Annotated in this window: 19 protein-coding genes and 1 riboswitch; of the genes, 9 read left to right on the plus strand and 10 right to left on the minus strand. The window is 73.2% G+C overall.

Features of this window, described 5'->3' with window-relative positions:
* Position 1 precedes the first annotated feature (1 nt).
* From DJ476_RS26480 to thiO, 5 genes are all read right to left on the minus strand, one after another.
* The gene (locus DJ476_RS26480; RefSeq protein ID WP_181006670.1) at positions 2-916 is read right to left on the minus strand and encodes a deoxyribonuclease IV; all 915 of its coding nucleotides are present in this window, start codon (positions 914-916) and stop codon (positions 2-4) included.
* A 6-nt stretch (positions 917-922) separates the two neighbouring features.
* Positions 923-2851, minus strand: coding sequence for a Stk1 family PASTA domain-containing Ser/Thr kinase (gene pknB, locus DJ476_RS26485; protein WP_103421223.1), 1929 nt, complete (start codon positions 2849-2851; stop codon positions 923-925).
* A gap of 194 nt (positions 2852-3045) precedes the next feature.
* Positions 3046-3840 carry a thiazole synthase gene (locus tag DJ476_RS26490; protein WP_019766390.1) on the minus strand — a complete coding sequence of 265 codons (795 nt, stop codon included), beginning with the start codon at positions 3838-3840 and terminating at the stop codon, positions 3046-3048.
* 2 nt (positions 3841-3842) lie between these two features.
* Positions 3843-4055: a sulfur carrier protein ThiS gene (gene thiS, locus DJ476_RS26495; RefSeq protein WP_018486660.1), complete on the minus strand. Its 213-nt coding sequence runs from the start codon at positions 4053-4055 to the stop codon at positions 3843-3845.
* A complete protein-coding gene (gene thiO / locus DJ476_RS26500) occupies positions 4052-5308 on the minus strand; it encodes a glycine oxidase ThiO (protein WP_241565768.1) in 1257 nt (418 codons plus the stop codon). The genes thiS and thiO overlap by 4 nt, the downstream gene beginning before the upstream one ends.
* Positions 5306-5418, minus strand: a riboswitch (TPP riboswitch). Its footprint overlaps the gene before it by 3 nt.
* Before the next feature lie 53 nt (positions 5419-5471).
* Here thiO and DJ476_RS26505 point away from each other — a divergent pair.
* From DJ476_RS26505 to DJ476_RS26530, 6 genes are all read left to right on the plus strand, one after another.
* Positions 5472-5813, plus strand: coding sequence for a hypothetical protein (locus tag DJ476_RS26505; RefSeq protein WP_112491726.1), 342 nt, complete (start codon positions 5472-5474; stop codon positions 5811-5813).
* Between the two features lie 29 nt (positions 5814-5842).
* Positions 5843-7087: an NAD(P)/FAD-dependent oxidoreductase gene (locus tag DJ476_RS26510; RefSeq protein ID WP_103421220.1), complete on the plus strand. Its 1245-nt coding sequence runs from the start codon at positions 5843-5845 to the stop codon at positions 7085-7087.
* A gap of 80 nt (positions 7088-7167) precedes the next feature.
* Positions 7168-7533: an Rv2175c family DNA-binding protein gene (locus tag DJ476_RS26515; RefSeq protein WP_018486656.1), complete on the plus strand. Its 366-nt coding sequence runs from the start codon at positions 7168-7170 to the stop codon at positions 7531-7533.
* Between the two features lie 76 nt (positions 7534-7609).
* Complete coding sequence (gene thiE / locus DJ476_RS26520) at positions 7610-8260, plus strand: thiamine phosphate synthase (protein ID WP_103421247.1); 651 nt, start codon at positions 7610-7612, stop codon at positions 8258-8260.
* A gap of 124 nt (positions 8261-8384) precedes the next feature.
* Positions 8385-9302 (plus strand): methylenetetrahydrofolate reductase [NAD(P)H], encoded by a 918-nt coding sequence (gene metF / locus DJ476_RS26525; RefSeq protein WP_103421219.1) that lies wholly within the window; start codon positions 8385-8387, stop codon positions 9300-9302.
* A gap of 48 nt (positions 9303-9350) precedes the next feature.
* A complete protein-coding gene (locus DJ476_RS26530; protein ID WP_112491727.1) occupies positions 9351-10307 on the plus strand; it encodes an SCO2102 family sporulation regulator in 957 nt (318 codons plus the stop codon).
* 40 nt (positions 10308-10347) lie between these two features.
* Here the strand turns inward: DJ476_RS26530 and DJ476_RS26535 are convergent, their stop codons facing one another.
* The 5 genes from DJ476_RS26535 to DJ476_RS26555 all read right to left on the minus strand — a co-directional run bounded on the left by DJ476_RS26535 (position 10348) and on the right by DJ476_RS26555 (position 16381).
* Positions 10348-11853, minus strand: coding sequence for a phytoene desaturase family protein (locus DJ476_RS26535; RefSeq protein WP_112492631.1), 1506 nt, complete (start codon positions 11851-11853; stop codon positions 10348-10350).
* Positions 11854-11884: 31 nt separating this feature from the next.
* Complete coding sequence (locus DJ476_RS26540) at positions 11885-12502, minus strand: DUF4126 domain-containing protein (RefSeq protein WP_103421246.1); 618 nt, start codon at positions 12500-12502, stop codon at positions 11885-11887.
* 381 nt (positions 12503-12883) lie between these two features.
* Positions 12884-13495, minus strand: coding sequence for a TetR/AcrR family transcriptional regulator (locus DJ476_RS26545; RefSeq protein WP_019764315.1), 612 nt, complete (start codon positions 13493-13495; stop codon positions 12884-12886).
* 29 nt (positions 13496-13524) lie between these two features.
* A complete protein-coding gene (locus DJ476_RS26550; RefSeq protein ID WP_070203207.1) occupies positions 13525-15612 on the minus strand; it encodes a YhgE/Pip family protein in 2088 nt (695 codons plus the stop codon).
* On the minus strand, positions 15584-16381 hold the full coding sequence (locus DJ476_RS26555; RefSeq protein ID WP_112491728.1) for an ATP-binding cassette domain-containing protein: 798 nt from the start codon (positions 16379-16381) through the stop codon (positions 15584-15586). The genes DJ476_RS26550 and DJ476_RS26555 overlap by 29 nt, the downstream gene beginning before the upstream one ends.
* 170 nt (positions 16382-16551) lie before the next feature.
* Here DJ476_RS26555 and DJ476_RS26560 point away from each other — a divergent pair, with 170 nt between their 5' ends.
* The 3 genes from DJ476_RS26560 (at position 16552) to DJ476_RS26570 (ending at position 18659) form a co-directional block, all read left to right on the plus strand.
* Positions 16552-17079 carry an SAV_6107 family HEPN domain-containing protein gene (locus DJ476_RS26560; protein ID WP_070203205.1) on the plus strand — a complete coding sequence of 176 codons (528 nt, stop codon included), beginning with the start codon at positions 16552-16554 and terminating at the stop codon, positions 17077-17079.
* Positions 17080-17202: 123 nt separating this feature from the next.
* The gene (locus tag DJ476_RS26565; RefSeq protein ID WP_103421216.1) at positions 17203-17961 is read left to right on the plus strand and encodes a class I SAM-dependent methyltransferase; all 759 of its coding nucleotides are present in this window, start codon (positions 17203-17205) and stop codon (positions 17959-17961) included.
* A 302-nt stretch (positions 17962-18263) separates the two neighbouring features.
* Positions 18264-18659 (plus strand): DUF3040 domain-containing protein, encoded by a 396-nt coding sequence (locus DJ476_RS26570; protein ID WP_019764029.1) that lies wholly within the window; start codon positions 18264-18266, stop codon positions 18657-18659.
* Positions 18660-18808 lie beyond the last annotated feature (149 nt).

The raw sequence follows: 18808 nt of genomic DNA on the forward strand, positions 1-18808 counted from the left end.
GTCAGCGCCGGGGAGCGGTCCGCAGCTCCTTGAGCCGGGCCACGTCCGACGCGTGCCCCTCCTTGCCGCCGGGCGTCTCGATGATCAGGGGCACGCCCTCGGTCGCCGGGTGCGCGAACAGCTCCCGGAACGGCTCGGCGCCGATATGGCCCGCGCCGATGTTCTCGTGCCGGTCCTTGTGGGCGCCCACGACGTCCTTGGAGTCGTTGGCGTGGATCAGCTTGAGCCGCCCCTCACCGACCGTCTCCACCAGCAGATCGAGCGTCTGCCGCATTCCCGAGGGACCGGTCAGATCGTGGCCCGCCGCGTAGATGTGGCAGGTGTCCAGGCAGATGCCCAGCTTGGGGTGGGCGTCCAGCGCCTCGAAGTACGGTCCGAAGTCCCACGTACGGGAGCAGAGCGAGGAGCCCTGGCCCGCCGTGGACTCCAGCAGCAGATCCGGGTCGTCGTCGTGCGTCAGCTCGTCCAGCAGCGGCCGCATGTGCTCCCGCACCTGGGCCAGCGCCTCCGCGCGCGGCCGCCCGCCGGTCGCGGAGCCGGTGTGCACGACCACGCCCAGCGCGCCGATCTCCCGGGCCCGGCGCAGCGAGTGGCGCAGGGACTCCACGGACTTCTCGACGGTCGCCTCGGTGTGCGAGCCGAAGTTGATCAGGTACGGGGCGTGGACGTACGCGGGCATCGAGGCGGCCGCGCACTCCGAGCGGAACAGCTCGTCCTGCGCCGGGTTCCCGGCGGGCGTCGCCCAGCCGCGCGGGTTGGCGACGAAGACCTGCACGGTCTCGGCCGCCAGCTCCCGGGCGTAGGAGAGGCCGACCTTGGCGAGACCGCCGGCCACCGGGACATGGCCGCCCACGGGGTTGCGCAGCGGGCTTCCGTCCTCGGCGTGCGGCCGATTTCCGTCCTCAGGGTTGCGCATGACGTCCTAGAGCCCCTTGGTCCTGATCGTGATGGTGGAGCCCTCGGGGGCCTGTTCGCCGCCCGCCACGGACTGGCGCGCGACCGTGTCGCTGAACGAGAGGAACGGCCGGTCGACCTTCACCTCGAAGCCCGCCTCCTCCAGGGTGGCCCTGGCCTCGTCGACGTCCCGGCCGGTGACGTCGGGGACGTCCAGCATCCGGGGGCCCTTGGAGACGGTCAGCTCGATCGTGTCGCCCTCCGCGGCCTCGGCGCCCGCGCCGGGGGACTGCTGGGCGATGTTCCCGGCGGCCTCGGGGGAGTTGACCCGGCCGGGCAGCACCTGGACCTTCAGCCCCTCGCCCTCCAGCTCCGCCGTGGCGTCCTCGACCGAGAGCCCGGTGACGTCCGGGACGTCGATCGGGCTGCCCTTGCTGACGACCATGGCCACGGCTGTGTCCGGGTTCCGGTCGGTGCCCGCGCGGGGCTCCGTACGGATCACCTCGCCGCGCGCGACGTCCTCGCTGAACTCCTTGGTCACCATGCCGGGGACCAGGCCCACCTTCTTCAGGGAGCGCCGGGCGTCCGCCAGGGAGGAGCCCGCCACATCGGGCACCCGGACGATCTCCGGGCCGCGCGAGACGATGAGCTTCACCGAGCCGTTGCCCCGGATCCGGTCGCCGGACGCGGGGTCGCTGCCGACCACCGCGCCCCGCTCGACCGTGTCGCTGAAGACCCGCTCGACACCCTCCAGCCCGAGCCCGGCGTCCGAGAGCCGCTTCTCCGCCGCCTGCTGGGTCTGGCCGAGCAGCGAGGGGACCTGGGTGAACTGGCCGGAGTTGATGTACCAGACACCCACCCCGATGCCGAGCGTCAGCAGGACGGCGGTGACGATGGTGATCAGCTTGCCGTGCGGGCCGCCGAACGGGCCGCTCCGGCCCGCCCGGCGCCGGGGCGGGGCGACCGGCGGAGGCATCTCCAGCCGGCTGGTCCGGTGCACGCCGTCCTCGGGCCCGTCCGCCGGAAGGGCCCGAGGGATCACGCTCGTACGGTCCTGCGCGCCGTCGTGGGTGTTCGACAGCGCCTGCGGCGGTACGGCGTCCAGCTCGGCCTCGGTCAGCTGGGCGCGGGCCTCCCGGGCCTCGGCCAGGAGCAGCACCGCGTCGTGCGGCCGCACCTCGGGGGTGCGGGCGGTGGCGCTCGCCACCAGGGAGTCCAGCGCCACCGGGAGCCCCGGCACGACGGCGGAGGGGGCCGGGACGTCGGTGTTGAGGTGCCGGTAGATGACCTGGGCGGCGTTCTCCCCGGTGTGCGGCTTGGCGCCGGTCAGCATCTCGTACAGCACGACCCCGCAGGCGTACACGTCACTGCGGGTGTCGGCGCTGCCGTGCTCGATCTGCTCGGGGGCCAGATACGAGACCGTGCCGAGCAGCGAACCCGTGGTGTCGGTGGCCGTGCCGACCGCCCTGACCAGCCCGAAGTCCGCCACCTTGACCCGGCCGTCGTCCCCTATCAGGACGTTCTCCGGCTTCATGTCGCGGTGCACGAACCCCGCCCGGTGGGCGGCGCCGAGCGCGGCGAGGACCGGCTCCAGGATGTCCAGCGCGGCCCTCGGCTGGAGGGCGCCGCGCTCGCGCAGGACGTCGCGCAGGGTGCAGCCCGAGACGTACTCCATCGCGAGGTAGACGTACGCCCCCTGGGCGCCCTGGTCGAAGACCGCGACGACATTGGGGTGGGCGAGGCGGGCCACCGACTTGGCCTCGCGGATGAACCGCTCGACGAAGGCGACGTCGGTGGCGAGCGCCGGGTGCATCACCTTGAGCGCGAGCACCCGGTCCAGGCGGGTGTCCACGGCCCGGTAGACCGTGGCCATCCCGCCGACGGCGATGCGCGCCTCGATGCGATACCGGCCGTCGAGCAGCTGCCCGACGAGCGGGTCCTGGAGGGTCGTGTCCACCCCGAGAGTCTACGAGCCGCCACCGACACCCCGGACGGGCCGGGGCGCTCCCGGGGCGGTTCTGCAGCCGATCCGTGACAGGGACACGTCCCAGGTGACGGGCCTGGCGATCCCCGGGCCCCGCGCCTGTACGGCGGGTGCACCCGGGGCCCCGCACCGCACCCCGCTCCTCAAACGCCGGAGGGGCTGGATCTTCAGAACGCCGGTCGTTCCGGGTCCAGCGCCGCCCGCCCGTCCACCGGAGAGGACGCCTCCGCGTAGTGGCGGCGCGGGATGCGCCCCGCCCGGTACGCCAGCCGGCCCGCGTCCACCGCGTGCCGCATCGCCGCCGCCATCAGCTCCGGCTCCTGGGCCCGGGTCACCGCCGAGGCGAGCATCACCGCCGCGCACCCCAGCTCCATCGCCAGCGCCGCGTCCGACGCGGTCCCGGCCCCCGCGTCCAGGATCACCGGCACCCCGGCCCGCTCCACGATCAGCTCGAAGTTGTGCGGGTTGCGGATGCCGAGGCCGGAGCCGATGGGGGAGCCCAGCGGCATGATCGCCGCGCACCCCACGTCTTCCAGCTTCTGTGCGAGGACCGGGTCGTCGTTGGTGTACGGCAGCACGGTGAACCCGTCGTCGACCAGGATCTCGGCCGCGTCCAGCAGCTCGATCGGGTCGGGCAGCAGGGTCCGCTCGTCGGCCATGACCTCCAGCTTGATCCAGTCGGTGCCGAGCGCCTCCCGGGCCAGCCGGGCGGTGAGGACGGCCTCGCCCGCCGTGTAGCAGCCCGCCGTGTTCGGCAGCACCTGGATGGAGAGCCGCTCCAGCACGGAGAGGACCGACCCCTGCACGGTCGGGTCGAGCCGGCGCATGGCGACGGTGGTCATCTCCGTGCCGGACGCGATCAGGGACCGCTCCAGCACCTCCAGGCTCGGCGCCCCGCCGGTCCCCATGATCAGCCGGGAGCCGAAGGCGGCCGGTCCCAGGGTGAAGACGTCGTCGGACATGGTCAGCCTCCCTGTACGGCGGTCAGGACTTCGACGCGGTCGCCCTCGCCGAGCGTGGTGGCGGCCCACCGGCCGCGCGGCACCACGCACTCGTTGACGGCGGCGGCGACCCCGGAGGGCGCGGTGGTCAGGGTGGCGACGAGGCGGTCCAGCGCGGTGCCCGCGTCGAGCGTGCGCGGCTCCCCGTTGACCGAGACGGATACCTGAGGGCTCATGCGGACTGCTCCTGGAGTACGGGTACGGGGGCGGCTCCGGCGGACGCGAACCGGCCCGGGGCGAACGGGCGGGCCACCTCGGGCAGCTCGCCGGTGGTCAGCGCCTCGGCCATCGCGTCGCCCGTGACGGGCGTCAGCAGCACGCCGTTGCGGTGGTGGCCGGTGGCGAGGAGGAGACCGGGCAGGGCGGTCGGGCCGAGCAGCGGGGCGTTGTCGGGGGATGCGGGGCGCAGACCGGCCCGGGTCTCGGTGAGCGGCAGCTCGGTGATGCCGGGCACCAGCTCATGGGCGTCGCGCAGCAGCTCGTAGACCCCGCCCGCGGTGACGGTGGTGTCCCAGCCCATCTCCTCGCTGGTGGCGCCGACGACCAGCTCGCCGTTCTCGCGCGGTACGAGATAGACGTGGCCGCCCCGGACGACGGCCCGTACGGTCCGGCTGAGGAAGGGGGCGTACGCCGGGGGCACGGTGAGCCGCAAAACCTGGCCCTTGACCGGGCGGACCGGCGGCACGACCTCCTCCGGGAGCCCCGCGAGCCGCCCGCTGAGGCTGCCCGCCGCCAGCACGACCTGGTCGGCCCCGACCTTCGTACCGTCACCGAGCACCGCCCCGGTGGCCCGGCCCCCGGCGACGGTGAGCTGTCCGGCGGGGGACCTGCGGAACACCACCCCGGCCCGCTCGCACGCGGCCAGCAGCGCCGCGGCGAGCCGGCGCGGATCCACCTGGTGGTCACCGTCCACCCGCAGCCCGCCCCGCACCCCCGGCGCGAGCATCGGCTCCAGACGGCGGCACTCCCGGCCGCTCAGCCAGACCGACTCCAGCCCCGAGCGCTCCTGGAGGGCGTGCAGCTCCCGCAGATGCGCCCGGTCGTCGGAGTCCAGCGCGACCGCCAGCGTCCCGCAGGTGCGGAACCCGGTCTCCCGGCCGCTCGCCGCCTCCAGCTCCGCGACGAACTCCGGATAGCGGGCGGCGGAGGCGAGGTTGAGGCCGAGGAGCATCTCCTCGCCGTAGTGCAGTTCGGTGACGGCGGCCAGCATGCCCGCCGCGACCCGGGCGGCCCCGCCGCCCGGATCGGGATCGGCCACGGTGACGGTCAGCCCGCGCTGGGCGGCCCGCCACGCGGTGACCAGGCCGATGATTCCGCCCCCGATGACGAGGACATCGGATCCTGGGTTTCCCCCCGGAGTCCCTGGGGTCCTCCCCAAAGTTCCTGAGCTTTCCCCCGGTTTTCCGGAGGTCCTCCCCGAGACGCGCATGGGTGTCCAGCCCCTCCCTTCGCCGGCATGACCCGGATCAGGTTCGTACGGTCGGAGGCCGTCCAGCCTCCCTCTCAGCCCGGTGCGTCCGGGCTCCCGCGAGTGTTCTACCGTGGCCAGCCTAAACCCACCCGCCCACGGCACAGCCAAGGGAGCAGCCACCGTGGCCCGTTCGCTCGACGGACTCGTCCTCTCGCCCGTCGCCGACCAGGCCCCCGGCCAGGTGGGCACCCGGACCCGCTTCACGTACCACGAGAGGAACGGCCGGATCTGGGCCGAGTACGCGGGCGGTGACGTGGTCCACGGCCATCTCGTCGGCACCCGCGACGGGGACGCGCTCGACTTCCGCTACGTCCAGCTCAAGCAGGACGGAACGACCTCTTCCGGACACTGCCTCTCCACCGTCACCGAACTCACCGGCGGCCGGGTCCGGCTGGAGGAGCGCTGGAAGTGGGAGTCCCAGGAGGGCAGCGGGACCAGCGTGGTGGAGGAAGTCACCGGCTGACGTCACGTCAGCTGAATAGACTGGTACACGTGAGCGAGCAGACGGAACACCACGCGGCGCGGGAGCGCACACGGAACGTCGTGATCGTCGGAGCGGGCATGGCGGGCGTGCAGACCGCCGTCGCCCTGCGGGAGGCCGGGTTCACCGGACCCGTCACGCTGATCGGCGCCGAACCCCACCAGCCCTACGACCGGCCGCCGCTGTCCAAGGCGGTCCTCCTGGGCAAGGCCGAGGACTCCGCCTTCGACGTGGACTTCGAGGGACTGGACATCACGCTCCGCCTCGGCCTGGACGTCACCGGGCTGCGCGCCGCCGACCATGTGCTGGACACGGCGGAGGGGCCCGTTCCCTACGACACGCTGGTCCTGGCGACCGGCGCCGAGCCCATCGCCCTGCCCGGCACCGAAGGTGTCCCCGGCGTCCATCTGCTGCGCACCCTGGACGACGCCGCCCGGCTGCGGCCCGTCCTGGAGGAGCGGCACGACGTGGTGGTCGTCGGGGCGGGGTGGATCGGCGCCGAGTTCGCCACCGCCGCCCGCGCCGCCGGCTGCGCGGTCACCGTCGTGGAGGCCGCCGCCCGCCCGCTGGCCGGGACGCTGCCCGCCGAGGTCGCCGCCCCGATGGCCGACTGGTACGCGGAGAGCGGCGCCGAACTCCTCACCGACGCCCGGGTCGAGCGGGTGGAGCCCGGCACGGTGGTCCTCGCGGACGGCCGGGAGCTGCCCGCCGGGGCCGTCGTCGTCGGCATCGGCGCCCGCCCCGCCACCGGCTGGCTCGCCGGATCCGGGATCGAGCGCGGCCCGGACGGCTCGATCACCGCCGACAGCGCCCTGCGCACCTCCCTCCCCGATGTGTACGCGGTCGGGGACTGCGCCTCCTTCCCCTCCGCCCGCTACGGCGAACGCCTGCTGATCCACCACTGGGACAACGCCCTCCAGGGCCCGCGCACGGCCGCCGCCGCGATCCTCGCCGCCGAGAGCGGTGACCCGCTGCCGGTCCACGACCCCGTCCCGTACTTCTGGTCCGAGCAGTTCGGCCGCTTCGTGCAGTACGCCGGGCACCACCCCCATGCCGACACCCTGGTGTGGCGCGGCGACGGCACGGAGGCCACCTGGTCGGTCTGCTGGCTGAAGGGCGGGGCCCTGGTCGCCCTGCTCGCGGTGGGGCGCCCGCGCGACCTCGCCCAGGGGCGCAAGCTCATCGAGTCCGGGGCCGTCCTCGATCCGGAGCGGGTGGCCGACCCGGCCGTACCGCTGAAGTCCACCGCCCTGTGACACCTCCGGCCCGGCCCGCGTGACCCCCGTACGGTCGGCCCGGCTACCGGCTGTCAGTCCCGGATGGCACGCTTGTCCCTGTGACCGAGATTGACGCAAAAACCGATGCTCTCGTCCCCGCCTGGCTCCACCTCCCCGACATCGCGGACATGCTCGATGTCGAGGTGACGCGCGTCCGGCAGCTGGTCAAGGAGGGCCAGCTCATCGCCGTACGCCGTGGTGAGAACCGGACACTTCAGGTGCCCGCCGCCTTCATCGACGGCAGCAAGGTGGTCAAGGGCCTCTCCGGCACCCTGACCCTCCTGAGGGACGACGGCTTCTCCGACGAAGAGATGCTGGAGTGGCTCTTCACTCCCGACCCGACCCTGCCCGGCACCCCCGCCCAGGCGCTGAGCGAGAATCGCGGTACGGAGGTGAAGCGCCGCGCCCAGGCGCTCGCCGTCTGACCGACACGATCAGGAAGCGGTGTACGGGCCCCGCGCGCGGAGCCCGTACACCGCCACGACCACGGGGGGACTCACCATGCCCACGCCTCGCGAGCAGCTGTCCGACGCCCGGCTCTACCTCTGCACGGACGCCCGTAAGCGGCAGGGCGACCTCCCCGCCTTCCTGGACGCCGTGCTCGCCGGCGGGGTCGACATCGTCCAGCTCCGGGACAAGGGCATGGAGGCCGCCGAGGAGCTGGAGCACCTCGCGGTGTTCGCCGACGCCTGCCGCCGCCACGGCAAGCTCCTCGCCGTCAACGACCGGGCCGACGTCGCCCACGCCATCGGCGCCGACGTCCTGCACCTGGGCCAGGGAGACCTGCCCGTGCCCGCCGCCCGCGCGATCATCGGCCAGGAGCGGCTGATCGGCCGCTCCACCCACGCCGAGTCCGAGGTCGACGCCGCCGTCGCCCAGGACGGCGTGGACTACTTCTGCACCGGCCCCTGCTGGCCCACCCCCACCAAGCCCGGCCGCCACGCCCCCGGCCTCGGCCTCGTGCGGTACGCCGCCGCCCTGGCACAGCCGCGCCCCTGGTTCGCGATCGGCGGGATCGACGCGGGCAATCTGGACGAGGTGCTGGAGGCGGGCGCCCGCCGGATCGTGGTCGTCCGTGCGATCACCGAGGCGGACGATCCGGCCACCGCCACCGCCGAGCTGGCGAAGCGGGTCCGCGCACACGTCCTCTGAGCAGTGCTTTCGTGACGGTCCTGGATGGGCGCTGTCCCAAGGGGTGGACGTCGAAAAGGGGAAAACAAGACAATAGCGCCCGCTCTGGTTGGGGGAGTGTCCACCCCCTGGTTAACCTCCCCCTATGGCCCTTGGGACAGCTTCCACCAGGACGGACCACGCGCGCACCGTGCGTGACATGCTCGCGACCGGCAAAACCTCGTACTCCTTCGAGTTCTGGGCGCCCAAGACCGAGAAGGGCGAGCGCAACCTCTGGAGCGCGCTGCGCCGGATCGAGGCGGTGCGGCCGAGCTTCGTCTCGGTGACCTACGGGGCCGGCGGCTCCACCCGGGCCGGGACGGTGCGGGCCACCCAGCAGATCGCCGCCGACTCCACGCTCACCCCGGTCGCCCACCTCACCGCGGTCAGCCACTCGATCGCCGAGCTGCGCAACATGGTCGGCCAGTACGCCGACGCCGGGATCAGGAACATCCTCGCGGTCCGGGGCGACCCGCCCGGCGACCCGATGGGCGAGTGGATCGAGCACCCGCAGGGCGTGAAGTACGCGGCCGATCTCGTCCGCCTCATCAAGGAGGCCGGCGACTTCTGTGTCGGCGTCGCGGCCTTCCCCGAAATGCACCCGCGCTCCACCGACTGGGAGACCGACATCGGTCATTTCGTCGACAAGTGCCGGGCCGGGGCCGATTATGCGATCACCCAGATGTTCTTCCGTCCGGAGGACTATCTCCGGATGCGTGACCGGGTGGTCGCTGCGGGTTGCGAAACGCCGATCATTCCCGAGGTCATGCCGCTCACCAGTGTGAAGCAACTGGAAAGATTCTCGCAGCTCAGCAACGCGACCGTGCCCGAGCCGCTGAAAGAGCGGATCCTCGCGGTCAAGGACGATCCGGCCGCTGTACGCTCCATTGGCATCGAGTTCGCAACGGAGTTCTGCGCGAATCTGCTGTCCGAGGGTGTGCCCGGGCTGCACTTCATCACGCTCAACAACTCGACGGCAACGCTCGAAATCTACGAAAATCTCGGACTGCACAAGCAGTCGTGACCGGCCGTACCCGCCCCCGAGCGGCTGCGGCCGCAGGAGGGGGCGGGCGTGGGCTGGACGGTCCTCTACATCGCATTCGGTCTGGTGGCGCTGTGGCTGCTGGGTGAGGTGCTGCTGCAGTACAAGGCGCGGCTGCGCTGGCGGCTCCTCGCCTTCGGCGGCTTCCTCGGCGTGGTCATGGGGGTCCTGCTCGCCTCCGTCCCGGTCATCGTCGTCGGGACCCTCGCCTTCGCCACCGGCCAGACCTATGTGACGCTCTCCTTCCGGCGCGGCTTCTCCACCGGCTGGGCCATAGGCGGCAGCCCGGGGGAGAGCCGCCGTCGCCGGGGCGGCGGCGAGCGCGCGGCCGCCAAGGAGCCCACGCTGGAGGTCTCCGACCTGGAGGTCTCGGACCCGGCCACCGGCCCGGCCGACGACTCCTTCGACTCCTTCGGCCACGGCACGGGGACCCCGGCCGACGCCTCCGACGCCCCCACCTCCGTGTACGAGCCGCTGCCGCTGCCCGACGACACCGGCCAGTACGGCGTCTACAGCAACTCCGGCGACCGGGGGAGCCGGGACGACCAGCAGCAGTACGCGGCGGACGGGGCCCAGCCGCAGTTCGCCGCGTACGACCCGTACGGCGGCTACGACCCGCAGCAGACCCAGGACGGCTACGCGGGGCCGTACGACTACGGGACCGGCCAGCAGAGCTACGCCGCCTACTCCGACCCGTACATCGGCACCACCGGCGCGTCCGCCTCCTACGGCGGCTACGACCCCTACGGCAACGCCTACGACAGCCAGGGCGGTCAGCAGAGCTACGCCGACCCCTACGCCCAGGGCTACGGCACGGACCCGTACACCACGGACACCCCGCCCGGCGGTGTCTGGGTCCCGCAGCAGCGCGACGCCGAGCAGTACCCCCCGATGCCGCCCGGGCAGCCCGCCCCGTACGGCCAGGGCAACGGCAGCAACAGCGGCAACGGCTACGACACCGGCCAGAACGAGCAGTACCGCTACTGAGGCGCGCCGCCGGGGTGTTCGAGCCCGGCGGCGCCCCCGCTCACTGCGAACCGCGGAAGCCGTCGCCCTCCACCACGAGTCCGGCCACCAGCGTCCCCGACATCCCGGCGTGCGCGAGCCCGCCGCCCGGGTGCGACCAGCCGCCCGCCAGATAGAGCCCCGGCAGCCGGGTGAGGTTGCCGGGGTGCAGATACGCGCCCTCCGCACCGGCCAGCGCCGGCGGCGGCACCGCACCGCCCTCGGCCCCCGTCTCGGCCTCGGTCTCCGCGGGCGTGCGGACCTCCGTGTGCAGAATCCGCTCCCGCAGCCCCGGAACGGCTGCCTCCGCCCGCTCCACCAGCAGCTCCGCGAACCGCTGGCGCACTGCCGGGTCCGTCCACTCCACCGGGCCCTGCGGAGCCACCACCGCCGTCAGTGTCACCGCCTCGTGCGCCTCGTCCGGGCGGGTCGCCGGGTCGTCGGGGCGCAGTACCGTCACCGTCGGGTGCGCGGCGACCCGCCCCCCGAACACCGCCTCCTGCTCCGCCGCCGTGTCGGCGCTGTGCACCACGGTCCGGTGCACCGCGTCCGCGTCCCGGCCCCCGCGCAGCGAGAGCAGCACCGTGAACCGCCCCGGCACCGCCGCACCCGGCCGGACCGTCACATCGCCCGCGCCCCACACCTGCTGACCCGGCACCAGCCCCGCGTGCGGCCGGACCCCCAGCACCACCCGGTCCGCCTCGGCCACCGCACCGTCGGCCAGCTCCACGCCCGCCGCCCGGCCGTCCTTCTCCAGAACCCGGACCACCTCGGCGCCGAAGACGAACTCCACCCGCCGGGCCACGCACCGCTCGTACACCGCCCGGGCCAGCTCCCGCATCCCGCCCATCACGTACCAGCTGCCGAAGGACTGCTCCATGTACGGCAGCAGCGCGGCGCTCGCGGGCGCGGTGCGCGGGTCCAGGCCGTAGGAGAGGGCGTAGCCGTCGAGCAGGGCGGCCAGCCGGGCGTCGCCCAGCTCCCAGGCGCCGATCTCCGCCACGGTCGCGGCCAGCCGGGTGCGCAGCAGCCGACGCTGCCGCAGGGCGGGATACGGGTCGCGCCCCAGCACCTGGTGGTCCGCCCGCAGCGGCTCCTCCAGCAGCGGCCGGCGCGACCGGTCCCAGGCGTCCCGGGCCCGCTCCAGGAACCCGGTCCACCGCTCCCCGGCGCCGGCGCCGAGCGCCGCGTCCAGGGCGGAGGCCACTCCGGCGCGTGAGGCGTTGGGCAGGGAGACCGCCGTGCCGTCCGCGAAGAGATGGCTGCTCGCCGGGTCGACCTGGGTCAGCGTGACGCACTGCTCCAGGGACTCCCTGCCGGTCTTCACGAAGAGGTCCCGCTGGACGGCGGGCAGATGCAGCAGACCGGGCCCGGTGTCGAAGACGAAGCCCTCGTGCTCATGGCGGCCGAGCGAGCCGCCGTAGCTCGCGGACCGCTCGTACACCGTCACCTTGTCACCCGCGACGGCGAGCCGGGCGGCCGCCGCCATGGCGCCCGTCCCGGCGCCGATCACCGCAATTCGTGCCATGCCGGTGACCTTATCGGCCACCACCGACAGCTCAGCCGGGAGGCAGGGGACCGCCCGTCGCGGCCAGGCCCTTCTCCTCGCGGCGCTGGGCCCGGCGGCGCAGGAAGCGGCGGATCCGGGAGGCCAGGAAGACCACGAGGACGATCCCGAGGACCAGCAGCACCCCGGCGATCACGGCCGCCGCCACCGGGTTGAACATGGCGAACGTGACGACCCCGGCGACACCGAGGTCCTCCACGATGCTCATCCCGATGTTGCTGAAGGGCTCCGGGGAGGTGTTGACCGCCATCCTCGTACCGGCCTTCACCAGATGGCTCATCAGCGCCGTCGACCCGCCGATCGCCCCGGCCGCCAGCTCCGGCAGCGAACCGCTCTCCCCGGCGAGCAGGGCCGCGATCACCGCGCCCGCCACCGGGCGGATCACCGTGTGCGCGGTGTCCCAGACGGAGTCCACGTACGGGATCTTGTCGGCCACCACCTCGCAGAGGAAGAGCACACCGGCCACGATCAGCACATCGGTGCGCTGGAGCGCGGCGGGGACCTCGTCGGAGACGCCGGTCGCGCCGAACAGGCCGAGCAGCAGGACCACCGCGTAGGCGTTGATCCCGCTCGCCCAGCCGCTTGTGAACACCAGAGGGATTACGGACACGGGGGAGATCGTAACGACCGGCCCCGACGGCCGGGTGGGGCCGGGTGCGCACTCCTGAGTACCCGTACTCAGGAGACGAGATGAGTAGGGGAGCGGATAGGCCCGGACCTGCGCGGACGGAAGAGTGATGACCACGGAAGGGGCGCGGCGCCCGGACCGCCGACACGGGGCGGCGGACCGGGCGCGGCCCCTGACGGAACGGGGGTGCACGACGGAGGACCCGGGGACCACGGGGTCACGGGGAACGGGTCCGACGGACGCACGGAAGACGCCGGTCCGGTGAAGCTCGCAGGGGGATGCGAGCTCCAGCGGTCGGCGTCTTCGTGTCTCTCCGGACCGTGCCTCTCCGCTCCGGGACCGTGCCTCAGCGGCCTCAGCGGCTCAGTGCCCGCTGACCCGCCCGTGGAGCAGCAGGGAGAGCGCCGAGTGGACCTCGTCGATCGAGCGCTCCGGCTGGAACGCCTGCCAGTCCAGCGCCGCCACCAGCACCATCCCGACCAGGGCGGCCGCCGTCAGCGGGATGTCGATCTCCTCACTCAGCTCACCGCTCTCCACCGCCTCGCGCAGCACGCCCTCCACCACCGCCACGGCCTCCTGTCGCACGACCAGCAGCGTGGACTGCCAGGCGCGGTTGGTGCGCCACAGCTCGGCCACGTACAGCTGGGTGAAGGCCGGGTAGCGGTCGATGAAGGCGAGGCCGGCCCGGATCATCGCGTCCAGCGCCTCGACCCGCGTGCCGCCGCGCTCCGCGGACTCCTCGGCAGCCGCCCGCAGCGAGGCGGTGAGAAGGCCGACACCGTGCCGGAGCAGCTCCTCGAACAGCTCGGTCTTGCTCTTGAAGTTGTAATAGACCGTGCCCTTGGCGACCCCGGCCCGCTCGGCGATCTCGTCGACGGTGGTGGCCGAGAACCCCTTCTCGGCGATGAGGGTCACCGCCGCCTCGTAGAGCCTCTGCCGGGTGGCCTGGCGGCGCGTGGTGCCACTGCTTTCCATGAGGCCGATTCTCCCAGCTTCCGGGGCGCTCACAGGCTCAGCTCCGGGTGCAGCCGGCTCAGGCTCCACACCTGCTTGCGCCGCGCGGTCCAGGCGGTCAGGGCGAGCGCGCCGACGGTGAAGGCGGCCAGCACCGCGCAACCCAGCCAGACCGGGCCGAGGGGACCGCCGGTGATGAGCCTGCGCAGCCCCTCCACGACGTACGTCATGGGCAGGTACGGGTGGATCGCGCCGAAGAAGCCGGGGCTGGTCTGGACGGGGTACGTGCCCCCGGCCGAGGTCAGCTGGAGCATCAGCACCACCAGCACCAGGATGCGTCCCGCCGCGCCGAAGCAGGCGTTCAGCCACTGCACGATCGAGGCGAAGCAGCAGGTCACCAGGGTCAGGAAGGCGATCGTCCCGGCCGAGCGCGCCATCTCCAGGCCGAGGCCCCAGTGCAGGACGGCCATCAGGGCGCCGACCTGGAGGACACCGATGGCGGCGACCGGGAGCCAGCCGGCGAGGGCGATCCGCCAGGCGGAGGCGCCCGTGGAGAGCGCCCGCTTGTTGAGCGGCTGGATGATCATGTAGGCGACCATCGCGCCGACCCAGAGGGAGAGCGGGATGAAGTACGGGGCGAAACCGGTGCCGTAATTGGGCGCCGCGTGGAGGGACTTGGAGGCCAGCTTCACCGGGTCGGCCATGACGTCGGTCCGGGCGTCACGGTCCTTCTTGTCGTAGTCCGGGATCTTCTCCGCGCCGTCGTGGAGCCCCTGGGCGAGTTCGGCCGAGCCGTCCCCGAGCCGGAACAGTCCGCCGTCCAGGTTCTCGGCGCCCGACTTGAGCTTGCCCATGCCGGTGTCGAGGTCGGCCGAGCCGGTACGGGCGTTGCCGAGGCCGCTGTAGACGTCGGCCGCGCCCTTGGCGACCTTGTGGGCACCGGTGTTGAGGGCGTTGACGTCCTTGACCGCCTGCTCCAGGTCGGAGTCCAGGGCCGGTGCGCGCTTCGCCAGCGTCTCGGCCTGCTTCTGGAAGTCGGCGAGATGGGCGGTGAGCTTCTTCAGCTCGCCGTTCTGGCCGCCGACCACCTTGTTGACGTCGGCGGCGACCTTGGCGACGTCGGCCGCCGACTCACTGGCCTTCTTCAGCGCCGGGCAGGACGCCTCGTCGGGCTCGGCCGCCTCCTCGCACCGGGTGCGGTACACCCCGGCGAGCTCGTCGGACGCGGTACGGGCGTCGGCGGCCGCGGTCGGGGCGAGCGCCGCCAGCCGCTCCAGCTCCTCGCGGGTGGTCTTCGAACCCTCGGAGACCAGACGGGCGGTGTCCCCGATGGCCTTGCCGTGCTCCTTGAAGAAGGGGCGGGCGTCGTTCGCGATGCCGTTGACCTTGTCGGCCAGCGTCTGGGTGCCGCCGGCCACCTGCCGGGCGCCGGTGGCGACCTGGCCCGCGCCGGTGTTCAGCTTCACGATCCCGTCGGAGAGCCGCTTGCTGCCCTCCTTGGAGTTCTTCAGGCCGTCGGCCAGCTCCTTGGAGCCCTCCTTCGCCTTCGATATCCCGCCCTTGAGGTCGTCGGCGCCCTTGGCCGCGTCGGCGGTCTTGTCGTGCAGATCGGAGAAGTTGATGAAGATGCGGTCCAGGAAGCCCCGGGAGGCGTTGGTGGAGGCGGCGTTGCGCACCTCGCCGAAGACCGTCTTCGAGATCTGCCCGACGATGTAGTTGTTGGCGTCGTTCGTCCGCACCTGGAGCGCGCCCGTCTCGGGGGAATCCCCGCCGCTGGACGCGATCTTCTCGCTGAAGTCGGACGGCATCGTCAGCGACAGGTAGTACGTCCCGTCCTCGACGCCCTTGTCCGCCTCCGCCGAACTCACCTCGTGCCAGGCGAACACCTGGGAGTCGAGCAGCTTCTTGCTGATCTCGTCCCCCGCCTCGACCCGTTTGCCGTCGCTGGTGGCTCCCTTGTCGTTGTTGACCAGGGCGACGGGCAGCTTGTCGAGGTTGCCGTACGGGTCCCAGAACGAGAACAGGTACAGGGCGCCGTAGAGCAGCGGCAGGAGCAGCAGGGCGACCAGCGCGGCGGCCGGGAGCTTCCCCCTGCGGAACCGCCGCAGCTCAAGCGCGGCCAGCTTCGGCGATCGCATCGGCCGTCTCCTTCTCGGTGGTGGGTGCGGTGGGGGCGTCCTCGGCCGCGGACTTGGTGAGGGCGTCTTCGGCGACGGGCGTGGTCCGGACGGTCAGGGCGTCCTCGGGGGCCTCGCTGCACACGGCGAGCACGGTGGTGCCGGAGGCGGCTATGGACCGCAGCAACTCCCAGGCGTCGGCCCGTTCGGCGGGGGAGAGCTTGAGGTCGGTGTCGTCCAGGGCCAGCAGCCGGGGGGTGCCGATCAGGGCCAGCGCGACGGAGAGCCGCAGCGCCTCCAGCCGCTCCAGATCCCGTACGGAGGTCCGTTCGGCCTTGGGCAGGGCGGCGGTGTCCAGTCCGGCGGCCTCCAGGGCCGCGTCGATCCGTGCCCGGGCGGTGGCCCGGCGCTCGGCGCGCGGCCGCAGCAGGGTGCGCAGGGAAGCCCCGTAACGGCCCTGGAGGAGGGCGCGTTCGCGCAGGTGCTCGCCGACGGTGAAGGCGGGGTCCAGCTCGCTGACGCCGGGCACGGGGCCGAGGGCGGCGATCCGGCGCACGGGGGCCGCCTTGCGGGGCAGTTCGAGCCCGCCGACCCGGGCGCTGCCCTCGGTGGCGCGCATGCGGCCGGTCAGGGCGAGCAGGAGGCAGGTACGGCCGGAACCCGAGGGCCCCTCGATCGCCACGAGCGCCCCCGGCGGAGCGCTGAACCCCACATGGCGAAAGGCCCAGCCGCGTGGCCCCTTGAGTCCGAAGTCCTCGGCGCCGACTCCGGCGCCGTGCGGGCTCTCCACAGACCCTCCCCTGATCTTTGAACTGACTGGTCAGTGCAAAAAAGTTAGCCCGAACTCGCGCTCGAAGCAAAACAGCAGGTCGGGGAAGGGTTCTGACCGATTGTCAGTGGGGGCCGCCACCATGGATGCAGACGGCCAGGGAGCCGTCACACGACGACAGGAGGTTCGTCATGGCCAGCTCGTCCGCAGCCGCCGCCCCGCGGCGCCGCGCCGTCAGCCCTGCCCCCTCACTGACCGGTCCCGCCGACGATGTGCACCCCGTGCTGCGCCGCACCACGGCACCGCCCGCCGCCCTCGACCTCCTCGCCAAGGCCCGCGCGGGCCTCGACGAGGCCGCCGTGCTCCCCGAACCGAACGAGCGCTACGCCACCGCCCACCTCGCGGCCCTGCGCACGGCGGCCGCCGTGCTGGCCGCCCGGGGCCGCCCCGAGACGAACAAGCGCCATCGCGACCGCATCCGCAGCGCCTGGGACGTCCTCCCGGAGACGGCCCCCGAGCTGGCCGACTGGAGCGCCCTCTTCGCCGCCGGCGCCTCCCGCCGGGCCCGCGCGGAGGCCGGCATGCCCGGCGCCGCCAGCGCCCGGGACGCGGACGACCTGCTCCACCACGCCGACCGTTTCCTGCGCCTGGTGGAGCGGCTGCTCGTCCTCCAGCCGGTCCTCCCGCAGCCGAGGACGGGGAGGCCCGCCGCAGGATGAGACGGCCGGTGCCGGATGACCGGGACGGCGGTGCGAGGCAATAGGGTGGTGGACGCTCACATCACCACCTGCACTGTTCACGCTCCGCCGTCCCCGGCGGCCCGTGCCGAGGAGTCATCTGCCGTGTCGGACCAGCCGCGCCCCCGCGCCTCTCTCCGTACCGCCGTGGTCTGGGAGGTCCTGAAGGAGGCTCTGGACCGTCAGGCCACGTCGGCCGGTCGGGATGCCCTGGACGTCCTGGACACCGGCGGCGGCACCGGCAACTTCGCGGTGCCCGCCGCCCGGCTGGGCCACCGGGTCACCGTCGTCGACCCCAGCCCCAACGCGCTCTTCGCGCTGGAGCGCCGGGCCGCCGAGGCCGGGGTCGCCGACCGCGTCCGGGGCGTCCAGGGCGACATCCTCGGTCTCTTCGACGTCGTGGAGCGCGGCGGCTTCGACGCGGTGCTCTGCCACGGCGTCCTGGAGTACGTCGACGACCCCGCCGAGGGCGTACGGAACGCGGTGGCGGCCCTGCGCCCCTCCGGCGCCCTCAGCCTGCTCGCCGCGGGCCTGGGCGGGGCCGTCCTGGCCCGCGCGCTGGCCGGCCACTTCACCGAGGCCCGGCAGGCGCTCACCGACCCGGCGGGCCGCTGGGGCGAGGGCGACCCGGTGCCCCGCCGCTTCACCGCCGGGCAGCTCTCCGAGCTGGTCTCCGGGGCCGGTCTCGAGGTCGGCGCCGTGCACGGCGTGCGGGTCTTCGCCGACCTCGTCCCGGGCGTCCTGGTGGACACCGAGCCCGGCGCCGTGGACGCGCTCCTCAAGCTGGAGGCCGCCGCCGCCGAGCTGCCCGCCTTCCACTCCGTCGCGACCCAGCTGCACGTTCTGGGCGAGAAGCGCCCCTGAACCGACCGTCCGGACCGGCCCCCGGGAACCCCCGCGCGGGCCGGTACGGGGCTGATCAGCAACGAAGCTGCGGACGGAGTGGGACTCGGGACCCCCGTAGCGGGCAGGAGCCCCGTATGATCGGGGGACACCATCCGGCATGACGGATCGGTCGTCGGGGAATCTACGCCTCAGCAGCCGAGCCGACATAGCGGTCCGGACTGGCTGAACGCTAGAGGGCGGGTTTCACGGGGGCGAATCCCTGCCTATCCTGGAAGGGCCGCATACCGGTCGCCCCCGCGGCCGACGACGAGGAGGATCCCGTGCCGCTCTCGGAGCACGAGCAGCGCATGCTCGAGCAGATGGAGCGAGCGCTGTACGCCGAAGATCCCAAGTTCGCGACAGCGCTCGAGGGAAGCGGGCTGCGTACGTACACCCGTAAAAGGGTCTACCAGGCGGTCGCTGGCTTCCTGGTGGGTATCGCGCTCCTCATGGCCGGAATGGTCGCCCAGCAGATCTGGATCAGCGTGGTGGGGTTCCTCGTCATGCTCGGCTGTGCCGTGCTCGCGGTCACCGGCTGGCGCAAGGCGCCCAAGCCCGGTGAACAGCAGCAGGCCGCCGCGGACGGCGGCTCGCGCCACCGCCCCAGACAGCGCCGCTCGGTGATGAACCGCATCGAGCAGCGGTGGCAGCGCCGCCGCGACGAGCAGGGCCAGTAGGACACTTCCCGGCCCACGCCCCGCCTCCACGGCGGGGGCGGACCGCGCCGGGCACGAAGCACGACCCGGATGGCTGAGGGGCGCCCGCAATTCTGCGGGCGCCCCTCAGCCGTTGCGCCCCGGGCGTTGGTGTGTGCCGTGCCGCCGTG

This window comes from Streptomyces bacillaris, assembly GCF_003268675.1.
In the GTDB taxonomy this organism is placed as follows: Bacteria; Actinomycetota; Actinomycetes; order Streptomycetales; family Streptomycetaceae; genus Streptomyces; species Streptomyces bacillaris.